This is a genomic window from Pseudomonas sp. Pseusp97, from assembly GCF_047304025.1.
Lineage (GTDB): Bacteria > Pseudomonadota > Gammaproteobacteria > Pseudomonadales > Pseudomonadaceae > Pseudomonas.
Window position 1 is genome coordinate 1 of record NZ_JBGLYK010000091.1, and the last position, 20,565, is coordinate 20,565.

Annotated in this window: 14 protein-coding genes and 1 pseudogene; 12 read left to right on the plus strand and 3 right to left on the minus strand. The window is 66.6% G+C overall.

Annotated elements, in window-relative coordinates; genetic code table 11:
- A pseudogene (locus tag ACCC94_RS16190) lies at window positions 1-301 on the minus strand (ATPase); the annotation flags it as partial.
- A gap of 253 nt (window positions 302-554) precedes the next feature.
- Here ACCC94_RS16190 and ACCC94_RS16195 point away from each other — a divergent pair.
- Complete coding sequence (locus tag ACCC94_RS16195; protein WP_413350514.1) at window positions 555-845, plus strand: hypothetical protein; 291 nt, start codon at window positions 555-557, stop codon at window positions 843-845.
- A 207-nt stretch (window positions 846-1,052) separates the two neighbouring features.
- Here the strand turns inward: ACCC94_RS16195 and ACCC94_RS16200 are convergent, their stop codons facing one another.
- Window positions 1,053-2,042 carry an NAD-dependent epimerase/dehydratase family protein gene (locus ACCC94_RS16200; protein ID WP_413350502.1) on the minus strand — a complete coding sequence of 330 codons (990 nt, stop codon included), beginning with the start codon at window positions 2,040-2,042 and terminating at the stop codon, window positions 1,053-1,055.
- Between the two features lie 194 nt (window positions 2,043-2,236).
- On the opposite strand from ACCC94_RS16200, the gene ACCC94_RS16205 reads away from it, so the two are divergent.
- Complete coding sequence (locus tag ACCC94_RS16205; protein ID WP_413350503.1) at window positions 2,237-3,298, plus strand: saccharopine dehydrogenase family protein; 1,062 nt, start codon at window positions 2,237-2,239, stop codon at window positions 3,296-3,298.
- Here the strand turns inward: ACCC94_RS16205 and ACCC94_RS16210 are convergent.
- Entirely contained in the window at window positions 3,285-4,190 is a 906-nt protein-coding gene (locus ACCC94_RS16210) for a LysR family transcriptional regulator ArgP (RefSeq protein WP_413350515.1), read from the minus strand. The genes ACCC94_RS16205 and ACCC94_RS16210 overlap by 14 nt on opposite strands.
- Window positions 4,191-4,321: 131 nt before the next feature.
- Here ACCC94_RS16210 and ACCC94_RS16215 point away from each other — a divergent pair, with 131 nt between their 5' ends.
- The 10 genes from ACCC94_RS16215 (at window position 4,322) to ACCC94_RS16260 (ending at window position 20,316) form a co-directional block, all read left to right on the plus strand.
- A complete protein-coding gene (locus ACCC94_RS16215) occupies window positions 4,322-4,924 on the plus strand; it encodes a LysE/ArgO family amino acid transporter (protein WP_413350504.1) in 603 nt (200 codons plus the stop codon).
- A gap of 320 nt (window positions 4,925-5,244) precedes the next feature.
- Window positions 5,245-5,826 (plus strand): superoxide dismutase [Fe], encoded by a 582-nt coding sequence (gene sodB, locus ACCC94_RS16220; RefSeq protein ID WP_017519659.1) that lies wholly within the window; start codon window positions 5,245-5,247, stop codon window positions 5,824-5,826.
- Window positions 5,827-6,018: 192 nt separating this feature from the next.
- Complete coding sequence (locus ACCC94_RS16225; RefSeq protein WP_413350505.1) at window positions 6,019-8,100, plus strand: putative bifunctional diguanylate cyclase/phosphodiesterase; 2,082 nt, start codon at window positions 6,019-6,021, stop codon at window positions 8,098-8,100.
- Between the two features lie 395 nt (window positions 8,101-8,495).
- On the plus strand, window positions 8,496-9,830 hold the full coding sequence (locus ACCC94_RS16230) for an imelysin family protein (RefSeq protein ID WP_413350506.1): 1,335 nt from the start codon (window positions 8,496-8,498) through the stop codon (window positions 9,828-9,830).
- Window positions 9,831-10,025: 195 nt separating this feature from the next.
- A complete protein-coding gene (locus ACCC94_RS16235; protein WP_413350507.1) occupies window positions 10,026-11,450 on the plus strand; it encodes a di-heme oxidoredictase family protein in 1,425 nt (474 codons plus the stop codon).
- Between the two features lie 15 nt (window positions 11,451-11,465).
- On the plus strand, window positions 11,466-12,527 hold the full coding sequence (locus tag ACCC94_RS16240) for an imelysin family protein (protein WP_413350508.1): 1,062 nt from the start codon (window positions 11,466-11,468) through the stop codon (window positions 12,525-12,527).
- Window positions 12,528-12,680: 153 nt separating this feature from the next.
- Window positions 12,681-13,775 (plus strand): DUF1513 domain-containing protein, encoded by a 1,095-nt coding sequence (locus tag ACCC94_RS16245; RefSeq protein WP_413350509.1) that lies wholly within the window; start codon window positions 12,681-12,683, stop codon window positions 13,773-13,775.
- Window positions 13,776-14,139: 364 nt separating this feature from the next.
- A complete protein-coding gene (locus ACCC94_RS16250) occupies window positions 14,140-15,765 on the plus strand; it encodes a methyl-accepting chemotaxis protein (protein ID WP_413350511.1) in 1,626 nt (541 codons plus the stop codon).
- A 289-nt stretch (window positions 15,766-16,054) separates the two neighbouring features.
- Complete coding sequence (locus ACCC94_RS16255; protein WP_413350512.1) at window positions 16,055-17,176, plus strand: efflux RND transporter periplasmic adaptor subunit; 1,122 nt, start codon at window positions 16,055-16,057, stop codon at window positions 17,174-17,176.
- A gap of 83 nt (window positions 17,177-17,259) precedes the next feature.
- Window positions 17,260-20,316, plus strand: a complete 3,057-nt coding sequence (locus tag ACCC94_RS16260; RefSeq protein WP_413350513.1) for a multidrug efflux RND transporter permease subunit — start codon at window positions 17,260-17,262, stop codon at window positions 20,314-20,316.
- The last annotated feature ends 249 nt before the right edge of the window (window positions 20,317-20,565 follow it).

Below are 20,565 nucleotides of genomic sequence, written 5' to 3' on the forward strand. Positions count from 1 at the left end.
CCCGGCGCCGGGGGGCTCCCGCGCTCATCTGGGCGACGCTTCCCTGGGGGCCGACCCGTGGCGCCCCCCCCACCACCAACGGCGGGGGGCCCCCCCCGCCCCCCCCGGCCCGGGCGAGGCCCTGGCCCGCGACCAGCGCCCACAGCGCTCCGGTCCCGCCGCCACGCTTCACCGGCTGGCGCACGGGGCGGCCGCTGGGCTCGACCACGCGGCGCGGGTGATGACCGAACTCGTCGCGGTCGGCAGCGTCGGTGGACAGGTGGGGCACATCATCGAATTCGTCGAACGTGTCGTTACGCATGGAATGAACCTGTGGGGATAAAGCGGCGTGTTGCCTGCGCAGGGCGCAGTATATCCGTTCGCGTGACGCTTCAGGGCAGCGTGCCATCACAGGGCGTCACGCACCTCGTCGGCGCACAGAAGACCCGTGACGGAGGTCGCAGTTCCCCAGGCGACCCGCCAATAGTGGCTTTGCGACATCGTGGCACGCCCCTTGCTCCCGCTCCCGGTACTTGGCGCCGCTTTGGCGCCCTTCGCGGGGAGGAAGTCGGGTGATCGAACTCAACAAGGCCATCCTGGATTGCATGCGCGAACTGCGCCGCCGTCTGCGTGAAGAACAGGCACTGGAGATCCAGTACCAGCAGAGCGACGCTATCGAACGGATGCTGCGCGCCTGCGCCGACTCCACGCGGGAGGAAACCCGCCAGTTGGGCGACCGGCTGAGCGAGCTGAGCGGCGTGAAGCTGCCCCGCGTGGTGCAGGAGCCAAGTTTCCTGCCGATGCAGGGCAGCGCCGAGCAGCAGTATTCCGGGCCGCTGCGGGGCGGTGCGCGCCCCACGCGCTGACGCCGACATCTCTTGTAGGAGCGAGCTTGCTCGCGAACAGCCCGATCGTCGGTGCCATGCCGTTCGCGAGCAAGCTCGCTCCTACAGGCAAAGCCCACCCTCGCAGCGGGCTAACACACGGCGTAGGAGCGGACTTCGTCCGCGTTCGATGCGAATCGCGCTGAAGCACATCGCGAGCAAGCTCGCTCCTACAGACGACGTCAGCCGCTAGGCACCCCGTAATCTCCACCAGTCGCAGAACTCGTCCAGCGCATCCCACAGGCTGTTCTGCGGGTCGTAGTCGAGGTACTGGCGGGCGCGGGAGATATCCAGCGAGAAGTCCTTGGCCATCACCGCCATGCCCAGGCGATGCAGGGTCGGCTCCGGGCGGCCGGGCAGAACCTTGCACACGCCCTCGTTGATCAGCGCCAGGTTGTAGGCCAGTGGGTAGGGCATGTGCCGCTCCACCGGCGGCATGTCCAGGCGGCGCAGCACGTAGTTGACCACGTCCCACAACGGCAGCGGCTGGCCGTTACTGATGTTGTAGGCCTGGCCGAGTGCCTCGTCCCCGGCCATCAGGCTGGCGAACAGCGCGTCGTTGAGGTTCTGGATGCTGGTGAAATCGACCTTGTTCAGGCCCTGGCCGATGATGCGCAGGCGGCCCTTGCGGTGCGCGGCGATCATCCGCGGGAAGATGCTGGTGTCGCCGGCGCCGGTGACGAAACGCGGGCGCAGCGCCAGCACTTCCAGGCCGAACTCCTGGGCGCCGAGGGCGACCAGTTCGGACTGGTATTTGGTCGAGCCATAGTGGTTCGCAAAGCGCTTGGGCACCTGCTGCTCGGTGATACCGACGTGGGACTGACCATCGAAGTAGATCGACGGCGAGGACAGGTGCACCAGCCGGCGCACCTTCTGCTTGAGACAGGCCTCGACCACCGACTCGGTCATGGTCACGTTGGCCTGGTGGAAGTACTCCCGGCTGCCCCATACGCCCACCGCGCCGGCGCAATGCACCACGGCATCGACGCCGCTGCACAGCGCACGGACCAGCGCCGGGTCCGACAGGTCGCCAGCCATGAACTCGGCCCCGCGCGCCACCAGCGGCTGCAGCGCCTCCTCGCGGCGTCCGTTCACCCGCACCGCCAGCCCCTGCTCCAGGGCGAAACGGGCGAAACGCCCGCCAATGAACCCGCTGGCTCCGGTGACCAGAATCTTCATGCACGCCACTCCCGTTCTTATAGTCCGGCGACTCTAGCAGGCGCCGCACCGCACTACTCTGGCCCTGCACGCCAGAAACGAATCCTTGCAGACCGCCCCGCCGCGCCAGGGTTGCACGACTTGCGATCGGCGACATGCGCCGGGCGGTTACGGCTACCCTTGAAACACTGTTCGCTTTCTATCGAGGCCGCATGATGAGCAAGCCCCACTGGATGATCTACGGCGCCAATGGCTACACCGGCCGGCTGGTGGCCGAGCAGGCGCAGCGCGAGGGCCTGAAACCGATCCTCGGCGGCCGCAACCCGGCCAGCCTGCATGCACTGGGCAGCTCGCTGGGCCTGGAATGCCGGGTGTTCGACCTGAACGACAGCGCCGCCGCCCTGGCCGCGCTGGCGGATGTCGGTGTGGTCGCCAACTGCGCCGGGCCCTTCTCCGCCACCGCCGCGCCAATGATCGAGGCGTGCCTTGCCAGCGGCGCGCATTACGTGGATATCACCGGCGAGATCTCCGTCTTCGAATACGCCCACAGCCTCGACGAAGTGGCGCGCACGGCTGGAGTGACGATCTGCCCCGGCGTCGGCTTCGACGTGATCCCCACCGACTGCGTCGCCGCCTGCCTGAAAGAAGCCATGCCCGATGCCACGCATCTGGCGCTGGGCTTCGACAGCGGCAGCGGCCTCTCGCCGGGCACCGCCAAGACCACGGTCGAGGGCCTCAAGCTCGGCGGCAAGGTGCGCGAGGCCGGGCGCCTGCGCGACGTGCCGCTGGGCTACAAGCGCCGCGACATCGATTTCGGCCGTGGCCTCAAGCACGCAGTGACCATCCCCTGGGGCGACGTGGCCACGGCCTACTACTCCACCGGCATCGCCGATATCGAGGTCTACCTGCCGGTGCCGCCGGCCGCCGCCATCGGCATGCGGGTGATGGACAGCCTGCGCCCGCTGCTGGGCCGCGACCGGGTGCAGGACTGGCTCAAGGAGCAGGTGGACAAGCGCGTCCACGGCCCCGACGAGCTCGCTCGCAGCAAGCTGCGCACCTGGGTCTGGGGCGAAGTGCGCAACGCCCGCGGCGAGCGCCGCACCGCTCGGCTGGAAACCGCCAACGGCTACGACGTGACCATCCACGGCGTGCTCTTCGCGGTGCGCCACCTGCTGGCCAACCCGAATACGCTCGGCTACTTCACGCCGTCAAAACTCTTCGGCGCACGCTGCATCGAGCAGTTGCCCGGCAGCGGCAGCATCGTCATTCGCGGCTGATCGGCACCAGCAGCTCCGGCGCCTTCGCCAGCAGGTGCCGGGTCAGCGCGGCGAGCAACTCGCCGCCGTTGCGCCAGTGGTGCCAATAAAGAGGCACGTCGATCACCCGCCCCGGCAGCATGTCCACCAGCTCACCGCGCTCCAGCTCGCCGCTGACCTGCTGCTCAGGCACCAGGCCCCAGCCGAGGCCGCCGCTGGTCATGCGCACGAAGCCTTCGGAGGACGGGCACAGGTGATAGCTGAAGTGACCGTCGACGCCCAGGTCCTTCAGGTAGCGGTGCTGCAGTTGGTCGTCGGGGCCGTAGACGATCGCCGGCGCGCGCACCAGCCCAGCTGGCGTCACGCCCCTGGGGAAATGCCGGGCGATGAATTCCGGGCTGGCGAGCCCGCGATAGCGCATGGCGCCCAGCGGCTCGCAGCGACCTCCGGCGACGGGGCGCGAACTGGCGCAGACGCAACCGGCCACCTCACCGGCGCGCATGCGCTTGAGGCCGACTTCCTGGTCCTCCACGACCAAGTCCAGCAGCACTTGGCGTTCGCCGCAGAAATCACCGACCGCCTGCGCCCACCAGGTCGCCAGGCTGTCGGCGTTCAACGCGAGCCGCAGGCGTTCCGGCGCCGCGCCGTCATCCAGTGCAGGAACCCATTGCTGCAGATCGCCTTCGAGCAGGCGCACCTGCTGCACATGGTTGAGCAGGCGCTGGCCGAGATCGGTCGGCTGCGGCCGCGCCGCGCGCACCAGCACCGGCTGGCCGACCCGCGCCTCGAGCAGCTTGATGCGCTGGGAAATCGCCGATTGCGACAGCCCCAGCACCTGGGCGCCGCGCTCGAAACCGCCCTGCTCCACCACGGCGGCCAGGGCGGCAAGCAGCTTGTAGTCGAACATGATCAGTTTCCCTAATGAGATATCAGCAGTATTGGTTTTTCTTATACATGCCAAAGCCGGACAATCGCCAGCACTCCCTTACGACAACCGCTATCGGCGCGCCGGCTCCTTCGCTTTCGCCGCCTGGAGAAACCCACATGTGGCAGAGCTACCTCAACGGCATCCTGGTCGCCGCCGGCCTGATCATCGCCATCGGCGCGCAGAACGCCTTCGTCCTCGCCCAGAGCCTGCGCCGCGAACATCACCTGTCGGTCGCCGCGCTGTGCGTGCTGTGCGACGCCATCCTGGTCAGCGCCGGTGTATTCGGCCTGGCCAAGGTACTGGCCGAGAACCCGACGCTGCTGGCCATCGCCCGCTGGGGCGGCGTCACCTTCCTGCTCTGGTACGGTCTCAAGGCGCTGCGTCGTGCAGTCGCACCCCAGGCCATGGCCGACGCGGGGGAGACCGGCCCGCGCTCGCGCCGTACCGTGCTGATTGCGGCGCTGGCGGTGACCCTGCTCAACCCCCACGTCTACCTGGATACCGTGCTGCTGATCGGCTCGCTCGGCGCCCAGCAGGCCGCGCCCGGCGCCTACGCCATGGGCGCAGCCAGCGCCTCGTTGCTGTGGTTCTTCACTCTCGCCCTGGGCGCCGCGTGGCTTGCTCCCTGGCTGGCGCGACCGGCCACCTGGCGCCTGGTGGACCTGATGGTCGCGGTCATGATGCTGGGCATGGCCGCGCAGCTGGTATTCGCCGGCTGATCGACGCAATTGCGCGGAAAGTCGAACGACATCCGCCCATGCAGGTCAGTGCATAGTGGTGTCCGGCACCATCGCAAGCCGCTGCGCAGGGCCTTTGCCCCTACAGATGCTGCGTGGATATGCCGCAGGTCGGGTGCTATGATCCGACCTTCGTGGCGCCGGCGGGACTCGAGCCTGCCGGACGCAACTGGCGCGCTGCCTGCCCCTCGAGGGGCGCCTTGCAGCTACGCCCGGACGCCGCGACAAACATCGAACCGGCCCCGTGTACCGGTCGCGCGCCCGTCGCGCTAGCCCAGACTGAGTGAGATAGGAGAGAGACCATGGCTTTCGAATTGCCGCCGCTGCCTTACGCGAAGAACGCCCTTGAGCCGCACATTTCCGCGGAAACCCTGGAATACCACCACGACAAGCACCACAACACCTACGTCGTGAACCTGAACAACCTGGTTCCGGGCACCGAGTTCGAAGGCAAGAGCCTGGAAGAGATCGTCAAGACCTCCTCCGGCGGCATCTTCAACAACGCCGCCCAGGTGTGGAACCACACCTTCTACTGGAACTGCCTGAGCCCCAACGGCGGTGGCCAGCCCACCGGCGCCCTGGCTGACGCCATCAACGCTGCCTTCGGTTCCTTCGACAAGTTCAAGGAAGAGTTCAGCAAGACCTCCATCGGCACCTTCGGCTCCGGCTGGGGCTGGCTGGTGAAGAAAGCCGACGGCTCCCTGGCCCTGGCCAGCACCATCGGCGCCGGCTGCCCGCTGACCAGCGGCGACACCCCGCTGCTGACCTGCGACGTGTGGGAACACGCCTACTACATCGACTACCGCAACCTGCGTCCGAAGTACGTCGAGGCGTTCTGGAACCTGGTCAACTGGGACTTCGTGGCCGAGCAGTTCGCTGCCTGATCGCCCCCCGCTTGATATGAAGAAACCCGGCCTGCGCCGGGTTTTTTCGTAAGGGGCGCGTAACACCTGTGTGTCAGCTAACCTGAAAGGCCGGTACAGTCGCAAAACAGAACGATGGCCCTTTGACGTCATTGCGCCAATTGCCAATACTCAGGCCCAGTCGTTCGCCCTGGCGAGAAACAAGGAACGCCCTTGAAACTGGATCCCCGGCACAGCCTCTCCCTCAAGCTGCTGAGAATGGTATTGCTCGCGGCCCTCGTGGTCGGGGTGGTCCTCAGCTGTGCCCAGATCGTGTACGACGCGCACAAGGCGCGCCAGGCCGTGCACAACGACGCGCAGCGCATCCTGGCGATGGTCCGCGACCCGTCCACCCAGGCCGTCTACAGCCTCGACCGCGACATGGCGATGCAGGTCCTGGAAGGCCTGTTCCAGCACGAAGCCGTGCGCTACGCCGCCATCGGCCATCCCGATGAACCCATGCTGGCGGAAAAGTCCCGCCCGCTGCTGGATTCCAGCACCCGCTGGCTGACCGACCCGATCCTCGGCGCCGAGCAGAACTACTCGATCCGCCTCGCCGGCCGCGGCGGTTCCAACGAGTACTACGGCGACCTGAAGATCACCCTCGACACCGCGCCCTATGGCGATGATTTCCTCGCCACCTCGGTGATCATCTTCATCTCCGGCATCCTGCGCGCCATGGCACTGAGCCTGGTGCTGTTCATGGTCTACCACTGGCTGCTGACCAAGCCGCTGTCGAAGATCATCGAGCACCTCGCCTCGATCAACCCGGACCGCCCCAGCCAGCACAAGCTGCCGATGCCCGAAGGCCACGAGAAGGACGAGCTGGGCCTGTGGGTGAACACCGCCAACCAGTTGCTGGCTTCCATCGAGCGCAACGGCCACCTGCGCCGGGAAGCCGAAGACAGCCTGCTGCGCATCTCCCAGTACGACTTCCTCACCGGCCTGCCCAACCGCAAGCTGCTGCAGCAGCGCCTGGACCAGATACTCGAGGGCGCCTCGCGCCTGCAACGCCGCGTCGCCGTGCTGTGCCTGGGCCTGGATGACTTCAAGGGCATCAACGAGCAGTACAGCTACCAGTTCGGCGACCAGTTGCTGATCGCCCTCGCCGACCGCCTGCGCACCCGCAGCGCACACCTCGGCGCCCTGGCGCGGCTGGGCGGCGACCAGTTCGCCCTGGTCCAGGCCGACATCGAACAGCCCTACGAAGCGGCCGAACTGGCTCAGCAGATCCTCGACGACCTGGAAGCGCCCTTCGAGCTCGACCAGCACCTGGTGCACCTGCGCGCCACCATCGGTATCACCCTGTTCCCCGAGGACGGCGAGACCACCGAGAAGCTGCTGCAGAAAGCCGAACAGACCATGACCCTGGCCAAGAGCCGCTCGCGCAACCGCTACCAGTTCTACATCGCCAGCGTCGACAGCGAGATGCGCCGCCGCCGCGAACTGGAGAAGGACCTGCGCGAAGCCCTGGCGCGCAACGAATTGCACCTCGTGTACCAGCCGCAGGTCGATTACCGCGACCACCGCGTGGTCGGCGTCGAGGCCCTGCTGCGCTGGCAGCACCCGACCCAGGGCTGGGTCGCGCCGGACCTGTTCATCCCACTGGCGGAACAGAACGGCAGCATCTTCAGCATCGGCGAATGGGTGCTCGACCAGTCCTGCCGCCAGCTGCGCGAATGGCACGACCAGGGCTTCGACGACCTGCGCCTGGCGGTCAACCTGTCCACCGTGCAGCTGCGCCACAACGCCCTGCCGCGGGTGGTCAGCAACCTCTTGCAGATGCACCGCCTGCCGCCGCGCTCGCTGGAGCTGGAAGTCACCGAGACCGGCCTGATGGAGGACATTTCCACCGCCGCCCAGCACCTGCTCAGCCTGCGCCGCGCCGGCGCGCTGATCGCCATCGACGACTTCGGTACCGGCTACTCCTCGCTGAGCTACCTGAAGAGCCTGCCGCTGGACAAGATCAAGATCGACAAGAGCTTCGTCCAGGACCTGCTGCTGGACGACGACGACGCCACCATCGTTCGCGCCATCATCCAGCTGGGCAAGAGCCTGGGTATGCAGGTGATCGCCGAGGGCGTGGAAACCGTCGAGCAGGAAGCCTACATCATCGCCCAGGGCTGCCACGAAGGTCAGGGCTACCTCTACAGCAAGCCATTGCCGGCGCGCGAGCTGACGCTTTACCTCAAGCAGGCGCGACGCCTGGCCGAAGCGGCCGGGGGCAATCCCAACGGGTCAGTGGAGCGCCACTGAAGCTTCGCCCCTGCTGGATATTCCTTCGCGTGCCCATATCCCTCTCCCCCGCCCTCTCCCTGAAGGGAGAGGGAGCTATCCGTGCCGTCTGACGCTGAAGTTTCAGCCGGCACCGAACCAGTCCCCTCTCCCTTCAGGGAGAGGGTTAGGGAGAGGGCGACCCGCGCACGGCGCGTCAGAGAAAGACAGCCCGAGCGTCGGTGCCATGCGGTTCGCGAGCAAGCTCGCTCCTACGAAAAGCCCAATCCTCTGTCCACTGCTGGCGACTTGCTGCCTCCGCGTCCGGACCGCGCCACCGATCTCTCTTTTCAAAAATGCAAATCTTTCGCATTATGTTGCAGATTTTCTTGCGCAGTCCTTCTTCGTGCGCCTCTTTCCATGCAAAGGAACCCGTCATGACTCGTATGCCCTGGGCCACTGCCAGCCTGCTCGCTATTGCCATCTCCCTCGCCGGCTGCGGCGATGACAAGAAAGCCGAAGCCCCTGCCGCCGCGCAGGCGCCCAGCACCCAGAGCGCTGCACCAGCGGCCGCCAAGGTCGACGAGGCCGCGGTCAAGGCCGTGGTGAAGAACTACCTGGACATCGCCGAAGCCACCTACGGCGACGCCCTGAGCACCGCCAAGGCCCTGCAGGCCGCCGTCGACGCGCTGATCGCCAAGCCCAGCGAAGCAACCCTGAAAGCCGCCCGCGAAGCCTGGATCGCTTCCCGCCCGTCCTACTCGCAGAGCGAAGCCTTCCGCTTCGGCAACTCGATCATCGACGACTGGGAAGGCGCGGTTAACGCCTGGCCGCTGGACGAAGGCCTGATCGACTACGTCGCCAAGGACTACCAGCACGCCGAAGGCAACGCCGGCGCCAGCGCCAACATCATCGCCAACACCGAAATCCAGGTCGGCGAAGACAAGATCGACGTCAAGGAAATCACCGGCGAGAAACTCAAGGGCCTGAACGAGCTGGGCGGTTCCGAAGCCAACGTCGCCACCGGCTACCACGCCATCGAGTTCCTGCTGTGGGGCCAGGACCTGAACGGCACCAAGCCGGGCGCCGGCGATCGCAAGTACACCGACTACGCCCAGGGCAAGGACTGCACCAACGGTCATTGCGACCGTCGCGCCGCCTACCTGAAGGCCGCCACCGACCTGCTGGTGGCTGACCTGGAAGAAATGGCCGGCAACTTCAAGTCCGGCGTCGCCGACAACTACCGCGCCAAGGTCGAGGCCGACACCGCGCAGAACAACCTGCGCAAGATGTTCTTCGGCATGGGTTCGCTGTCCCTGGGCGAACTGGCCGGCGAGCGCATGAAGGTCGCGCTGGAAGCCAACTCCACCGAAGACGAGCACGACTGCTTCAGCGACAACACCCACAACACCCTGTTCTTCAACGCCAAGAGCATTCGCAACATCTACACCGGCGAATACAAGCGCACCGACGGCAGCGTCGTGAAGGGCCCGAGCCTGTCCGACCTGGTCGCCAAGGTTGACGCCCAGGCCGACACCGAGCTCAAAGCCGACCTGGCCAACACCGAAGCCAAGATGCAAGTGATCGTCGACCGTGCCGAGAAGGACGGTGTGCACTTCGACCAGATGATCGCTCCGGAAGACAAGGACGATCAGCAGAAGATCCGCGACGCCATCGCCTCGCTGGTCAAGCAGACCGGCGCCATCGAGAAAGCCGCCACAGCGGTCGGCGTGCAGGACCTGAAGCCGGACAACGCTGACCACCAGTTCTGATCCGCGCCTGACGGCTGAAAAGTGCTGCGGCTCCACGCCGCAGTATCTTGCGAGCCTCAGCAAAGCCCCGTCCTGCGGGGCTTTGTCGTTTCCGGACAGCAAAAGATGTCGTTCGCGAATACAAATTTTTCATATTTGCATTTGACACCCCTGCTACCATGGCGCGCTGCCATCTGCCGCTTCCGGAACCCCTCGATGCTCCACCGCCGTACCGTCCTGTGCCTCGTGCCGCTGCTGTCTGCCCTGGCCCTTGCCGCGTGCAAACCGGAGACTTCCCAGCACGCCGTGGCCGAGCCCGGCGAAGCACTTTCCGGCGGCGCGACCACGGTGAAACAGAGCGACCGCAACGCCTACTCCATGCCCTCGGCCAACCTCACGCCGAGCCGCCGCCTGGACTTCAGCGTGGGCAACAGCTTCTTCCGCAACCCCTGGGTGATCGCGCCGAGCACCACCACCGCGCGCGACGGCCTCGGCCCACTGTTCAACACCAACGCCTGCCAGAACTGCCACATCAAGGACGGTCGCGGCCATCCGCCGGAGCCGAACGACATCAACGCCGTGTCGATGCTGGTGCGCCTGTCGATTCCCGCTGGCCCCGAAGATGCGCGCACGCTCAAGCGCCTGGGCGTGGTGCCCGAGCCGGTGTACGGCGGCCAGCTCCAGGACTCGGCCATCCCCGGGGTCGCCCCCGAAGGCAAGGTCCGCGTGGACTACGACCCGGTACCGGTGACCTTCAAGGACGGCACCGTGGTCCAGCTGCGCAAACCCAGGCTGCGCATCAGCGACCTGGGCTACGGCCCGATGCACCCGGACACACTGTTCTCCGCCCGCATCGCCCCGCCGATGATCGGCCTGGGCCTGCTGGAATCCATCAGCGAGGCGGACATCCTCGCCAACGCCGAGCTCCAGGCCAAGGGCGGCGACGGCATCCACGGCCGGCCGAACCGGGTCTGGGACGACGCGAAGCAGCAGACCGTCCTCGGCCGCTTCGGCTGGAAGGCCGGGCAACCCGATGTCGCCCAGCAGAACGCCCACGCCTTCTCCGGCGACATGGGCCTGACCAGCGATCTGCTGCCCGGCGACGACTGCACAAAAGCCCAGGTCGACTGCCTGAACGCCATCGACGGCGGCAAGCCGGAAGTCAGCCAGCACATTTTCAATCAGGTCGCCTTCTATGCCCGCAACCTCGCGGTGCCGGCGCGGCGCAAGGTCGACGATCCGCAGGTGCTCACCGGCAAGGGCCTGTTCTTCGACAGCGGCTGCGCCAGCTGTCACACGCCCAAATTCACCACCGCCGCCAATGCCGCCGAGCCCGAGCTGGCCAACCAGGTCATCCGCCCCTACAGCGACCTGCTGCTGCATGACATGGGCGAGGGACTGGCGGACAATCGCCCGGAATTTCTTGCCAGCGGCCGCGATTGGCGCACGGCGCCGCTGTGGGGCATCGGCCTGACCGAGACGGTCAACGGCCACACCCAGTTCCTGCATGACGGCCGCGCCCGCAACCTGCTCGAAGCCGTGCTCTGGCATGGCGGCGAAGCCGAAGCGGCGAAGCAACGCGTACTGAACTTCGACGCCGGGCAGCGCGACGCCCTGCTGGCGTTCCTGAACTCACTCTAAGGAGCCGAGCCCACCATGTTCCGCCCCCGTCTTCTGATCACCAGCCTCGCCATCGCCCTGGGCGCCTGCTCGCCCACCGACCCGCAGGCCACCACCAGCGCCACGCTGGCCCAGCAGGTGATCCTGCCGACCTACAGCCGCTGGGTCGACGCCGACCGCGCGCTGGCCGCCAGCGCCCTGGCCTACTGCCAGGGCAAGGAAGACCTGGCCAAGGCCCGCGCCGACTTCATGGCCGCGCAGAAGGCCTGGGCCGAGCTGCAGCCGCTGCTGGTCGGCCCGCTGGCCGAGGGCAACCGCTCCTGGCAGGTGCAGTTCTGGCCCGACAAGAAGAACCTCGTGGCGCGCCAGGTCGAGCAACTGCTGAGCAGCGGCAACCCGATTTCCCCGGCGACCCTGGATAAATCCAGCGTCGTGGTGCAGGGCCTGACCGCCTACGAATACATCCTCTTCGATGCGAAGATCGACCTGGCCAACGCCGAGACCAAGGCGCGCTACTGCCCGCTGCTGGAAGCCATCGGCGCGCACCAGCAGGCCCTGGCCGAAAGCATCCTGGCGCAGTGGAAACAGGACGGCGGCATGCTCGCCCAGCTCTCCAAGTTCCCCAACGACCGCTACGCCGACGCCCACGAAGCCATCGCCGAACTGCTGCGCGTGCAGGTCACCGCGCTGGACATGCTGAAGAAGAAACTCGGCACGCCGCTGGGCCGCCAGAGCAAGGGTATCCCGCAGCCGTTCCAGGCCGAAGGCTGGCGCAGCGACATGTCGCTGGCGAGCCTGGACTCCAGCCTGACCGGCGCCCAGGCGCTGTGGAACGGCACCGATAACAAGGGTCTGCGTGCCCTGCTCCCCGCCGAACAGAAAGAGCTGGCCGGCAAGATCGATGCGGCCTACGCCGACGTTCACGGCAAGCTGAAGGCAATCAACCAGCCGCTCAGCGAACTGCTGAAGGACGAGGCCGGCCTCAAGCAACTGAACGAGCTGTACGACAGCCTCAACGTTGTCCACCGCCTGCACGAGAGCGACCTGGCCAAGGCGCTGGGCGTGCAGCTGGGCTTCAACGCCAACGACGGGGATTGATTCGATCTGCTGCGCGTCGGCCATGCTTCGTTGGAAAGGCGCGTCGGATTGCTCATTGGCTGAAGCCAACTCCGCATCCGCCGCACCTTCCCGCCTGGCCTGGCTCCAGCTCGCAAGATCGATGGGATGAAAGAAGTGATAGAGGTGCAAGCCATGTTGCGACGTCACGTGATCGGCCTGGGCAGCCTGCTGCTCGGCGCCCTGACCTTCGGCGGCTGGACGCTGTCACGCAAGGGCAAGGAGCCCCTGGTGCTGTCCGCCCGTGACGACGCGGACGGCAGGCACTACGCCGTGGGCTATCGCCTGGACGGCAGCTGCGCCTTCGCCACCGAGGTCGGCCTGCGCTGCCACGACGTGGTGCAGCACTCCAGCCTGCCGCTGGCACTGTTCGTCGCCCGCCGGCCGGGGCGGCAGAGCTACCTGATCGATCTCAACGATGGCCGCCTGCTGCAGACCGTCGATTCGCAGGCCGACCGGCATTTCTACGGCCACGGCGTGTGGCACAAGGACGGCGAGTGGCTGTACGCGACCGAGAACGACACTACCGACCCGGGCCGCGGGCTGCTCGGCGTGTACCGCTTCGACGGTGAGCGCCTGAGCCACACCGGCGAGGTCTCCACCCACGGCCTCGGCCCGCACCAGGTGTCGTGGATGCCTGACGGCGAGACCCTGGTGGTGGCCAACGGCGGCATTCGTACTGAAGCCGAAAGCCGCGTGGAGATGAACCTCGACGCCATGGAGCCGAGCCTGGTGCTGATGCAGCGCGACGGCGCGCTGATCTCCAGGGAGACCCTGCCGCAGCAGATGAACAGCGTGCGCCACCTCGCCATCGCCGCGGACGGCACCATAGTCGCCGGCCAGCAGTACATGGGCGACTCCCACGACCGCGCCGACCTGCTCGCCATCAAGCGCCCCGGTCAGCCGTTCCAGCCCTTCCCGCTGGCCGACGAGCAGCGCCTGGCGATGACCCAGTACACCGCCAGCGTCGCCGTGCACGACGACCTGCGCCTGGTCGCCCTGACGGCTCCGCGCGGCAATCGCTTCTTCATCTGGGACCTGGATTCCGCCGCCGTGCGCCTGGACGCGCCGCTGCCCGATTGCGCAGGCGTCGGCGCGGTGAAGGACGGCTTCGTCGTCACCTCCGGCCAGGGCCGCTGCCGCTTCTACGACTGCCGCGGCGAACGCATCGCCGCCACCCCGCTGGACCTGCCCCCGGCGTTCTGGGACAACCACCTGCACCTGGCCTGAATTGCCGGGCATATCCGGCGAGCATGGGCGTAACTGTCTTCTTCTGAAATCCGTGCCTGGGCTTCCCTCTCCCCCGCCCTCTCCCTGAAGGGAGAGGGAGCTATCCGTGCGGCTGACACTGTGGTTTCAGCCGGCACCGAACCAGTCCCCTCTCCCTTCAGGGAGAGGGTTAGGGAGAGGGGAAATCCAAGGCACGGATTTTCAAAAGGTAGTTGCTCCTGCACCGTCCCACGGAATCAAGCGGAACCCCCGTACCAGAGCGCCTGAACCCACTACCACTCGTCTGCCTGGACTCAGGAAGACAGCCACCCAGCCGATGCAAAGGCTGACCGATTCCCACCCTGCGTCTTAGAGGCGTACCCCGATGTCCCCCACTACTTCCTTGCGTACCCAGATCCTTTCGCTGCTGGGCGGCAGCCTGCTGCTCGTGCTGCTGATCGCCCTCGCCTGCTTCCACTTCCTCTCCGGCAGCGTCAGCGCCTACCAGCGCCTGCTGGACGGCCCGCTGCAATCCTCGCAACTGGTGGACCAGGCCAACCTGGCCTTCAAGGCCCAGGTGCAGGAGTGGAAGAACGTCCTGCTGCGCGGCCAGCAGCCGGCCGACCTGAACAAGTACTGGAGCCAGTTCGAAGACCAGGAACGCGCCGTGCAGGACCTGCTGCAGCGCCTGGAACAGAATGCCGGCGACGATGCGCAGCTCAAGGCCCAGGTGAACCGCCTGCGCGACGAGCATCGCCAGCTCGGCCAGGCCTACCGCAAGGGCCGCGACGCCTATGTCGCCGCCGGCAGCGATCCACGCGCCGGTGACGTCGCGGTGAAGGGCATCGACCGCGCCGCCAGCGAGCAGATGACCGCCCTGGTGGACAGCCTGCATCACGACGCCCAGGAGCAAGCCAGGAGCATCTCCGCCAGCGCCGACAGTACCGTCCTCAGCGGCACGCTGGTCCTGTTGCTCTCGGGCATCGCGCTGGGCCTGCTCAGCCTGTGGCTGGTCAACCGCAACCTGATCGGCCCGATTGCCCGCCTGATCGAGCACATCGCCCAGCTCAGCGAAGGCAATTTCGGCGAGCGCGTCGACGCCAGCCGCCGCGACGAACTGGGCCGCCTGGCCCGCGCCGCCAACACCCTGCGCGACTTCCTGGCCGAGACCTTCACCCGCCTGAAACACAGCACCACCGAACTGGACACCGCCAGCGGCGAGCTGAACGCCATCGCCACCCTGATGGCCGAAGGCACCCGTGAGCAGTTCTCGCGCACCGACCAGGTGGCCACTGCGATGCACGAGATGTCCGCCACCGCCCAGGAAGTCGCGCGCCACGCTTCCGACGCCGCGCGCGCCGCGGATGATGCCGACCAGCACGCCCAGCAAGGCGGCGAGGTGATGCAGACCACCATCGTCACCATCACCCAGATGAGCAACGAGATCGCCAACACCGCCGACGTCATCCGCCGCCTGGAAAGCGACAGCGGGCGCATCGGCAAGGTGCTCGAAGTGATCCGCGGCATCGCCGACCAGACCAACCTGCTGGCGCTCAACGCCGCCATCGAGGCCGCCCGCGCCGGAGAAGCCGGCCGTGGTTTCGCCGTGGTCGCCGACGAAGTCCGCACCCTGGCCCAGCGCACCGCCGAGTCCACCGCCGAGATCCACCAGATCATCGACACCGTGCAGACCGGTTCGGTGAACGCCCTGCGCGCCATCGAGAATGGCCAGAGCCGCAGTGAGGAAGGCGTGGAGCGTGTCACCCAGGCCGGCGAAGTGCTGCGCAGCATCACCCAGGCCGTCGAAGCGATCCGCGACATGAACCGCCAGATCGCCACCGCCGCCGAGGAACAGACCTCGGTCGCCGAGGACATCTCGCGCAACCTCACCGAGATCACCGCCATCGGCGCCACCAACGAGGAAAACGTGGTGCGCACCCAGGGCGCCAGCCGCCACCTGCACGGCCTCTCCGGCGAACTGGCGGACGTTACCCGCAAGCTCAGCGCCTGATCCTCTTCGCCACACGGATGTGGCTCCCTTCCCCGCTCCGCCCGCCGCACCGTTCCAGCGCACATCTGCCACATACGATCTGACTTTTCGCGCGAAACCTCTTGTAATCGCAGCCCTTTGACTCGCCGTGCATTCAGGCATAAGGTGCGCAATTCCGCCCCGCAATGGGGCGTCCCCCGTATCGGCTTCAGAGCCTGATCGACATCTGCGCGAACGGAAGGCCGTCCGGCCAATACCGGACGAGCGATCGCGCCCGATTGCTGCCAGGCACGTACCAAGGAACAGGAAGATGTTGCGCCGCATGCTGATCATGCTGGGCGTGGTTGCCGTCATCGTTGCGGTGCTCGCCGGCTCGAAATACCTCTCCATCAAGAAACAGATCGCCATGTTCTCGGCACCGCGTCCGCCGGTGAGCGTGAACGCCACCCAGGCCGAAGAACGCGACTGGCAGAGCCGCCTGCAGGCTATCGGCACCCTGCGCGCGATCCAGGGCGTGACCCTGACCGCCGAGGTGTCCGGCACGGTCAGCGCGGTGCAGTTCGTCTCCGGCGACAAGGTCAAGGTCGGCCAGCCGGTGGTGCAGCTCGAGTCCGACGTCGAGCAGGCCACCCTGCGCACCGCCGAGGCGGACCTCGGGCTGGCCCAGGTCGAGTACGAGCGCGGCAAGAGTCTGGTGGGCCGCCAGGCCATTTCCAAGAGCGAATACGACCGCCTCGCCGCCCAGCTGAACCGCTCCACCGCCACCGTCGCGCAGCTGCGCGCGAGCCTGGCGAAGAAGCGCATCCTCGCGCCCTTCTCCGGCACCATCGGCATCCGCCAGGTGGACGTCGGCGACTACGTGTCCCCGGGCACCGAGATCGTCACCCTGCAGGACCTTTCCACCCTGCAGGTGGACTTCTTCCTGCCCGAGCAGGACTTCCCGCTGCTCAAGCGCGGGCAGAAAGTCGTGGTGCGCGTGGCGGCCTATCCGGGCCAGAGCTTCGACGCGCAGATCGACGCCATCAGCCCGCGCGTGGACAACCAGACGCGCAACCTGCTGGTCCGCGCCAGCATGGCCAACCCCGACGGCAAGCTGCTGCCGGGGATGTTCGCCAACCTTGAAGTCCAGCTGCCGGACAGCGCGCCGCGCGTCGTGGTGCCCGAGACTGCCGTCGCCTTCACCCTGTACGGCAACTCGGTGTATGTGGTGGTGCCGCACAAGCCAAAGGACGGCGAAAAGGCGGAAGACGCCAAGGCAGAGGACAAGGGGCCGAAACTGCAAGTCGAACGCCGCTTCATCAAGACCGGCGAGCGTCGCGAAGGCAGCGTGGTAATCCTCGAGGGCCTTAAGGCCGGCGAGGAAGTGGTGACCTCCGGCCAGCTCAAGCTGGACAACGGCACCGCCGTGGCCATCGTCAAGGACCCGCAGTAATCGCATAGCCGGCGCGTCGCTCGATGCGGCGCGCCAACAGACCCCGCCCTCATCCGGCAGGGTCCGCATTAAGGGATTGAGCTATGTTCACCGATCCGTTCATTCGTCGCCCGGTGCTGGCGACCGTGGTCAGCCTGCTGATCGTCCTGCTCGGCATGCAGGCCTTCAGCAAGCTGGTGATCCGCGAGTATCCGCAGATGGAAAACGCGCTGATCACCGTCACCACCTTCTATGCCGGCGCCAACGCCGAAACCATCCAGGGCTACATCACCCAGCCGCTGCAGCAGAGCCTCGCCAGCGCCGAAGGCATCGACTACATGACCTCGGTGAGCCGGCAGAACTACTCGGTGATCTCGATCTACGCGCACATCGGCGCCAACACCGATCGCCTGGTCACCGAGCTGCTGTCGAAGATCGGCGAGGTGAAGACCCAGCTGCCGCCGGATGCCGAAGACCCGGTACTGGACAAGGAAGCCGCCGACGCCTCGGCGCTGATGTACATCAGCTTCTTCAGCGAGCAGATGAACAACCCGCAGATCACCGACTACCTGTCGCGGGTGATCCAGCCCAAGCTCGCCACCCTGCCGGGCATTGCCGAGGCCGAGATCCTCGGCAACCAGGTGTTCGCCATGCGCCTGTGGCTGGACCCGGTGAAGATGGCCGCCTACGGCGTTACCGCCGGCGACGTGGCCGATGCGGTGCGCCAGTACAACTTCCTTTCCGCCGCCGGCGAGGTGAAGGGCGAGATGGTGGTCACCTCGGTGAATGCTTCCACCGACCTGAAATCCCCGGAAGCCTTCGCCGCCATTCCGCTGAAGACTGTGGGCGATCGCCGCGTGCTGATGGGCGATGTGGCGCGCGTCGAACTGGGCGCCGCGAGCTATGACGCGGTCAGCTCGTTCAACGGCATTCCCTCGGTTTACATCGGCATCAAGGGCACGCCCAGCTCCAACCCGCTGGACGTGATCAAGGAAGTCCGCGCCAAGATGCCGGAGCTGGAAGAGCAACTGCCGCCGGGCCTCAAGGTATCCATCGCCTACGACGCCACGCGCTTCATCCAGGCCTCCATCGACGAGGTGGTGAAGACCCTGGGCGAGGCGATCCTGATCGTCATAGTGGTGGTGTTCCTGTTCCTCGGCGCGTTCCGCTCGGTGATCATCCCGGTGGTGACCATCCCGCTGTCGATGATCGGCGTGCTGTTCTTCATGCAGATGATGGGCTACTCGATCAACTTGCTGACGCTGCTGGCCATGGTGCTCGCCATCGGCCTGGTGGTGGACGACGCCATCGTGGTGGTGGAGAACATCCACCGGCACATCGAGGAGGGCAAGTCGCCGTACCAGGGCGCCATCGAGGGCGCGCGGGAAATCGCCGTGCCGGTGGTGACCATGACCATCACCCTGGCCGCCGTGTACGCACCCATCGGTTTCCTGAGCGGCCTCACCGGCGCGCTGTTCAAGGAGTTCGCCTTCACCCTGGCAGGCGCGGTGATCATCTCCGGCATCGTCGCGCTGACGCTGTCGCCGATGATGTGCTCGCGCCTGCTGCGCCACGACGAGAACCCCAGCGGCCTGGCCCATCGCCTGGACCTGATCTTCGAGGGCCTGAAGGTGCGCTACCAGCGCCTGCTGCACGGCACCCTGAACAGCCGTCCGGTGGTGATCGTCTTCGCCGTGCTGATCCTGGCGATCATTCCGCTGTTGATGATGTTCACCCACAAGGAACTGGCGCCGGAGGAAGACCAGGGCATCGTCTTCCTCATGGCCAACGCGCCGCAGACCGCGAACCTCGACTACCTGTCGAAGTACACCGCCGAGTTCGAGGGCATCTTCCGCAAGTTCCCCGAGTACTATTCGGCGTTCCAGATCAACGGCTACAACGGCGTGCAGACCGGCATCGGCGGCATGCTGCTCAAGCCCTGGGACGAGCGCGAGCGCAGCCAGATGGAACTGCTGCAGGCGGTGCAGGGCGAGCTGGACAAGATCCCCGGCCTGCAGATCTTCGGCTTCAACCTGCCGTCGCTGCCGGGCACCGGCGAGGGCCTGCCGTTCCAGTTCGTGATCAACACCGCCAGCGACTACCAGTCCCTGCTGCAGGTGGCCGAGCGGGTGAAGAAGCGTGCGGAAGAGTCGGGCAAATTCGCCTTCCTCGACCTCGACCTGGCCTTCGACAAGCCCGAACTGGTGGTCGATATCGACCGCGCCAAGGCCGCGCAGATGGGCGTATCCATGCAGGACCTGGGCGTCGCGCTGGGAGCGCTGCTGGGCGAAGGCGAGATCAACCGCTTCACCATCGACGGCCGCAGCTACAAGGTGATCGCCCAGGTCGAGCGCGCCTACCGTGACAACCCGGGCTGGCTGAACAACTATTACGTGAAGAGCCAGGGCGGCCAGCTGATCTCGCTGTCCACGCTGGTGACCTTCCACGAGCGCGCGCGCCCGCGCCAGCTCAACCAGTTCCAGCAGCTCAACTCGGCGATCATCTCCGGCGTGCCGATGGTCAGCATGGGCGAGGCCATCGACACGGTGCGCGGCATCGCCGAGCAGGAATCGCCGCGCGGCTTCTCCTTCGATTACGCCGGCGCTTCGCGACAGTTCGTGCAGGAAGGCAGCGCGCTGATGATCACCTTCGCCCTGGCGCTGGCGGTGATCTTCCTGGTGCTGGCGGCGCAGTTCGAGAGCTTCCGCGATCCGCTGGTGATCATGGTCACCGTGCCGCTGTCGATCTGCGGCGCGCTGATCCCGCTGTTCCTCGGCCTGTCGAGCCTGAACATCTACACCCAGGTGGGACTGGTGACGCTGATCGGGCTGATCAGCAAGCACGGCATCCTCATCGTCGAGTTCGCCAACCAGCTGCGCCAGGAGCGCGGGCTGTCGGTGCGCGAGGCGGTGGAGGAAGCCGCGGCGATTCGCCTGCGCCCGGTGCTGATGACCACCGCCGCCATGGTGCTCGGCGTCATCCCGCTGCTGCTCGCCACCGGCGCCGGCGCGGTGAGCCGCTTCGATATCGGCATCGTCATCGCCACCGGCATGAGCGTGGGCACGCTGTTCACCCTGTTCGTGCTGCCCTGCGTGTACACGCTGCTGGCCAAGCCGGACAAGAAGCCGGTTGAAGCCCCCGCGCCGGCTCCAGCGCACTGAAGAAAAAGCCCCGCTGATGCGGGGCTTTTTTCTCGCACCTGTACTTCCCTTGTAGGGCGCATAACGCCACAGGCGTTATCTGCCACGGCGGATAAGGCGTTCCGCTTTATGCGCCCTACGACAACAGGAAAACTCCAGCCTCGTTGGGTTGGGGGAGGACAGGCGCGACACACACGGCCGGGGGGGGAAAATATGTGGATCGGGGTGGAGCCCCACCACCAAGGCGCGCAATGTCGCGTCGTCGGGGGG

Excerpts from the sequence above, each read along its gene's own strand:
- sodB (WP_017519659.1), top strand. The coding sequence starts at position 5,245 with ATGGCTTTCGAATTGCCGCCGCTGCCTTACGCGAAGAACGCCCTTGAG.
- ACCC94_RS16260 (WP_413350513.1), top strand. The coding sequence starts at position 17,260 with ATGTTCACCGATCCGTTCATTCGTCGCCCGGTGCTGGCGACCGTGGTC.
- ACCC94_RS16230 (WP_413350506.1), top strand. The coding sequence starts at position 8,496 with ATGACTCGTATGCCCTGGGCCACTGCCAGCCTGCTCGCTATTGCCATC.
- ACCC94_RS16205 (WP_413350503.1), top strand. The coding sequence starts at position 2,237 with ATGAGCAAGCCCCACTGGATGATCTACGGCGCCAATGGCTACACCGGC.
- ACCC94_RS16240 (WP_413350508.1), top strand. The coding sequence starts at position 11,466 with ATGTTCCGCCCCCGTCTTCTGATCACCAGCCTCGCCATCGCCCTGGGC.
- ACCC94_RS16245 (WP_413350509.1), top strand. The coding sequence starts at position 12,681 with ATGTTGCGACGTCACGTGATCGGCCTGGGCAGCCTGCTGCTCGGCGCC.
- ACCC94_RS16215 (WP_413350504.1), top strand. The coding sequence starts at position 4,322 with ATGTGGCAGAGCTACCTCAACGGCATCCTGGTCGCCGCCGGCCTGATC.
- ACCC94_RS16200 (WP_413350502.1), bottom strand. The coding sequence starts at position 2,042 with ATGAAGATTCTGGTCACCGGAGCCAGCGGGTTCATTGGCGGGCGTTTC.
- ACCC94_RS16255 (WP_413350512.1), top strand. The coding sequence starts at position 16,055 with ATGTTGCGCCGCATGCTGATCATGCTGGGCGTGGTTGCCGTCATCGTT.
- ACCC94_RS16250 (WP_413350511.1), top strand. The coding sequence starts at position 14,140 with ATGTCCCCCACTACTTCCTTGCGTACCCAGATCCTTTCGCTGCTGGGC.
- ACCC94_RS16235 (WP_413350507.1), top strand. The coding sequence starts at position 10,026 with ATGCTCCACCGCCGTACCGTCCTGTGCCTCGTGCCGCTGCTGTCTGCC.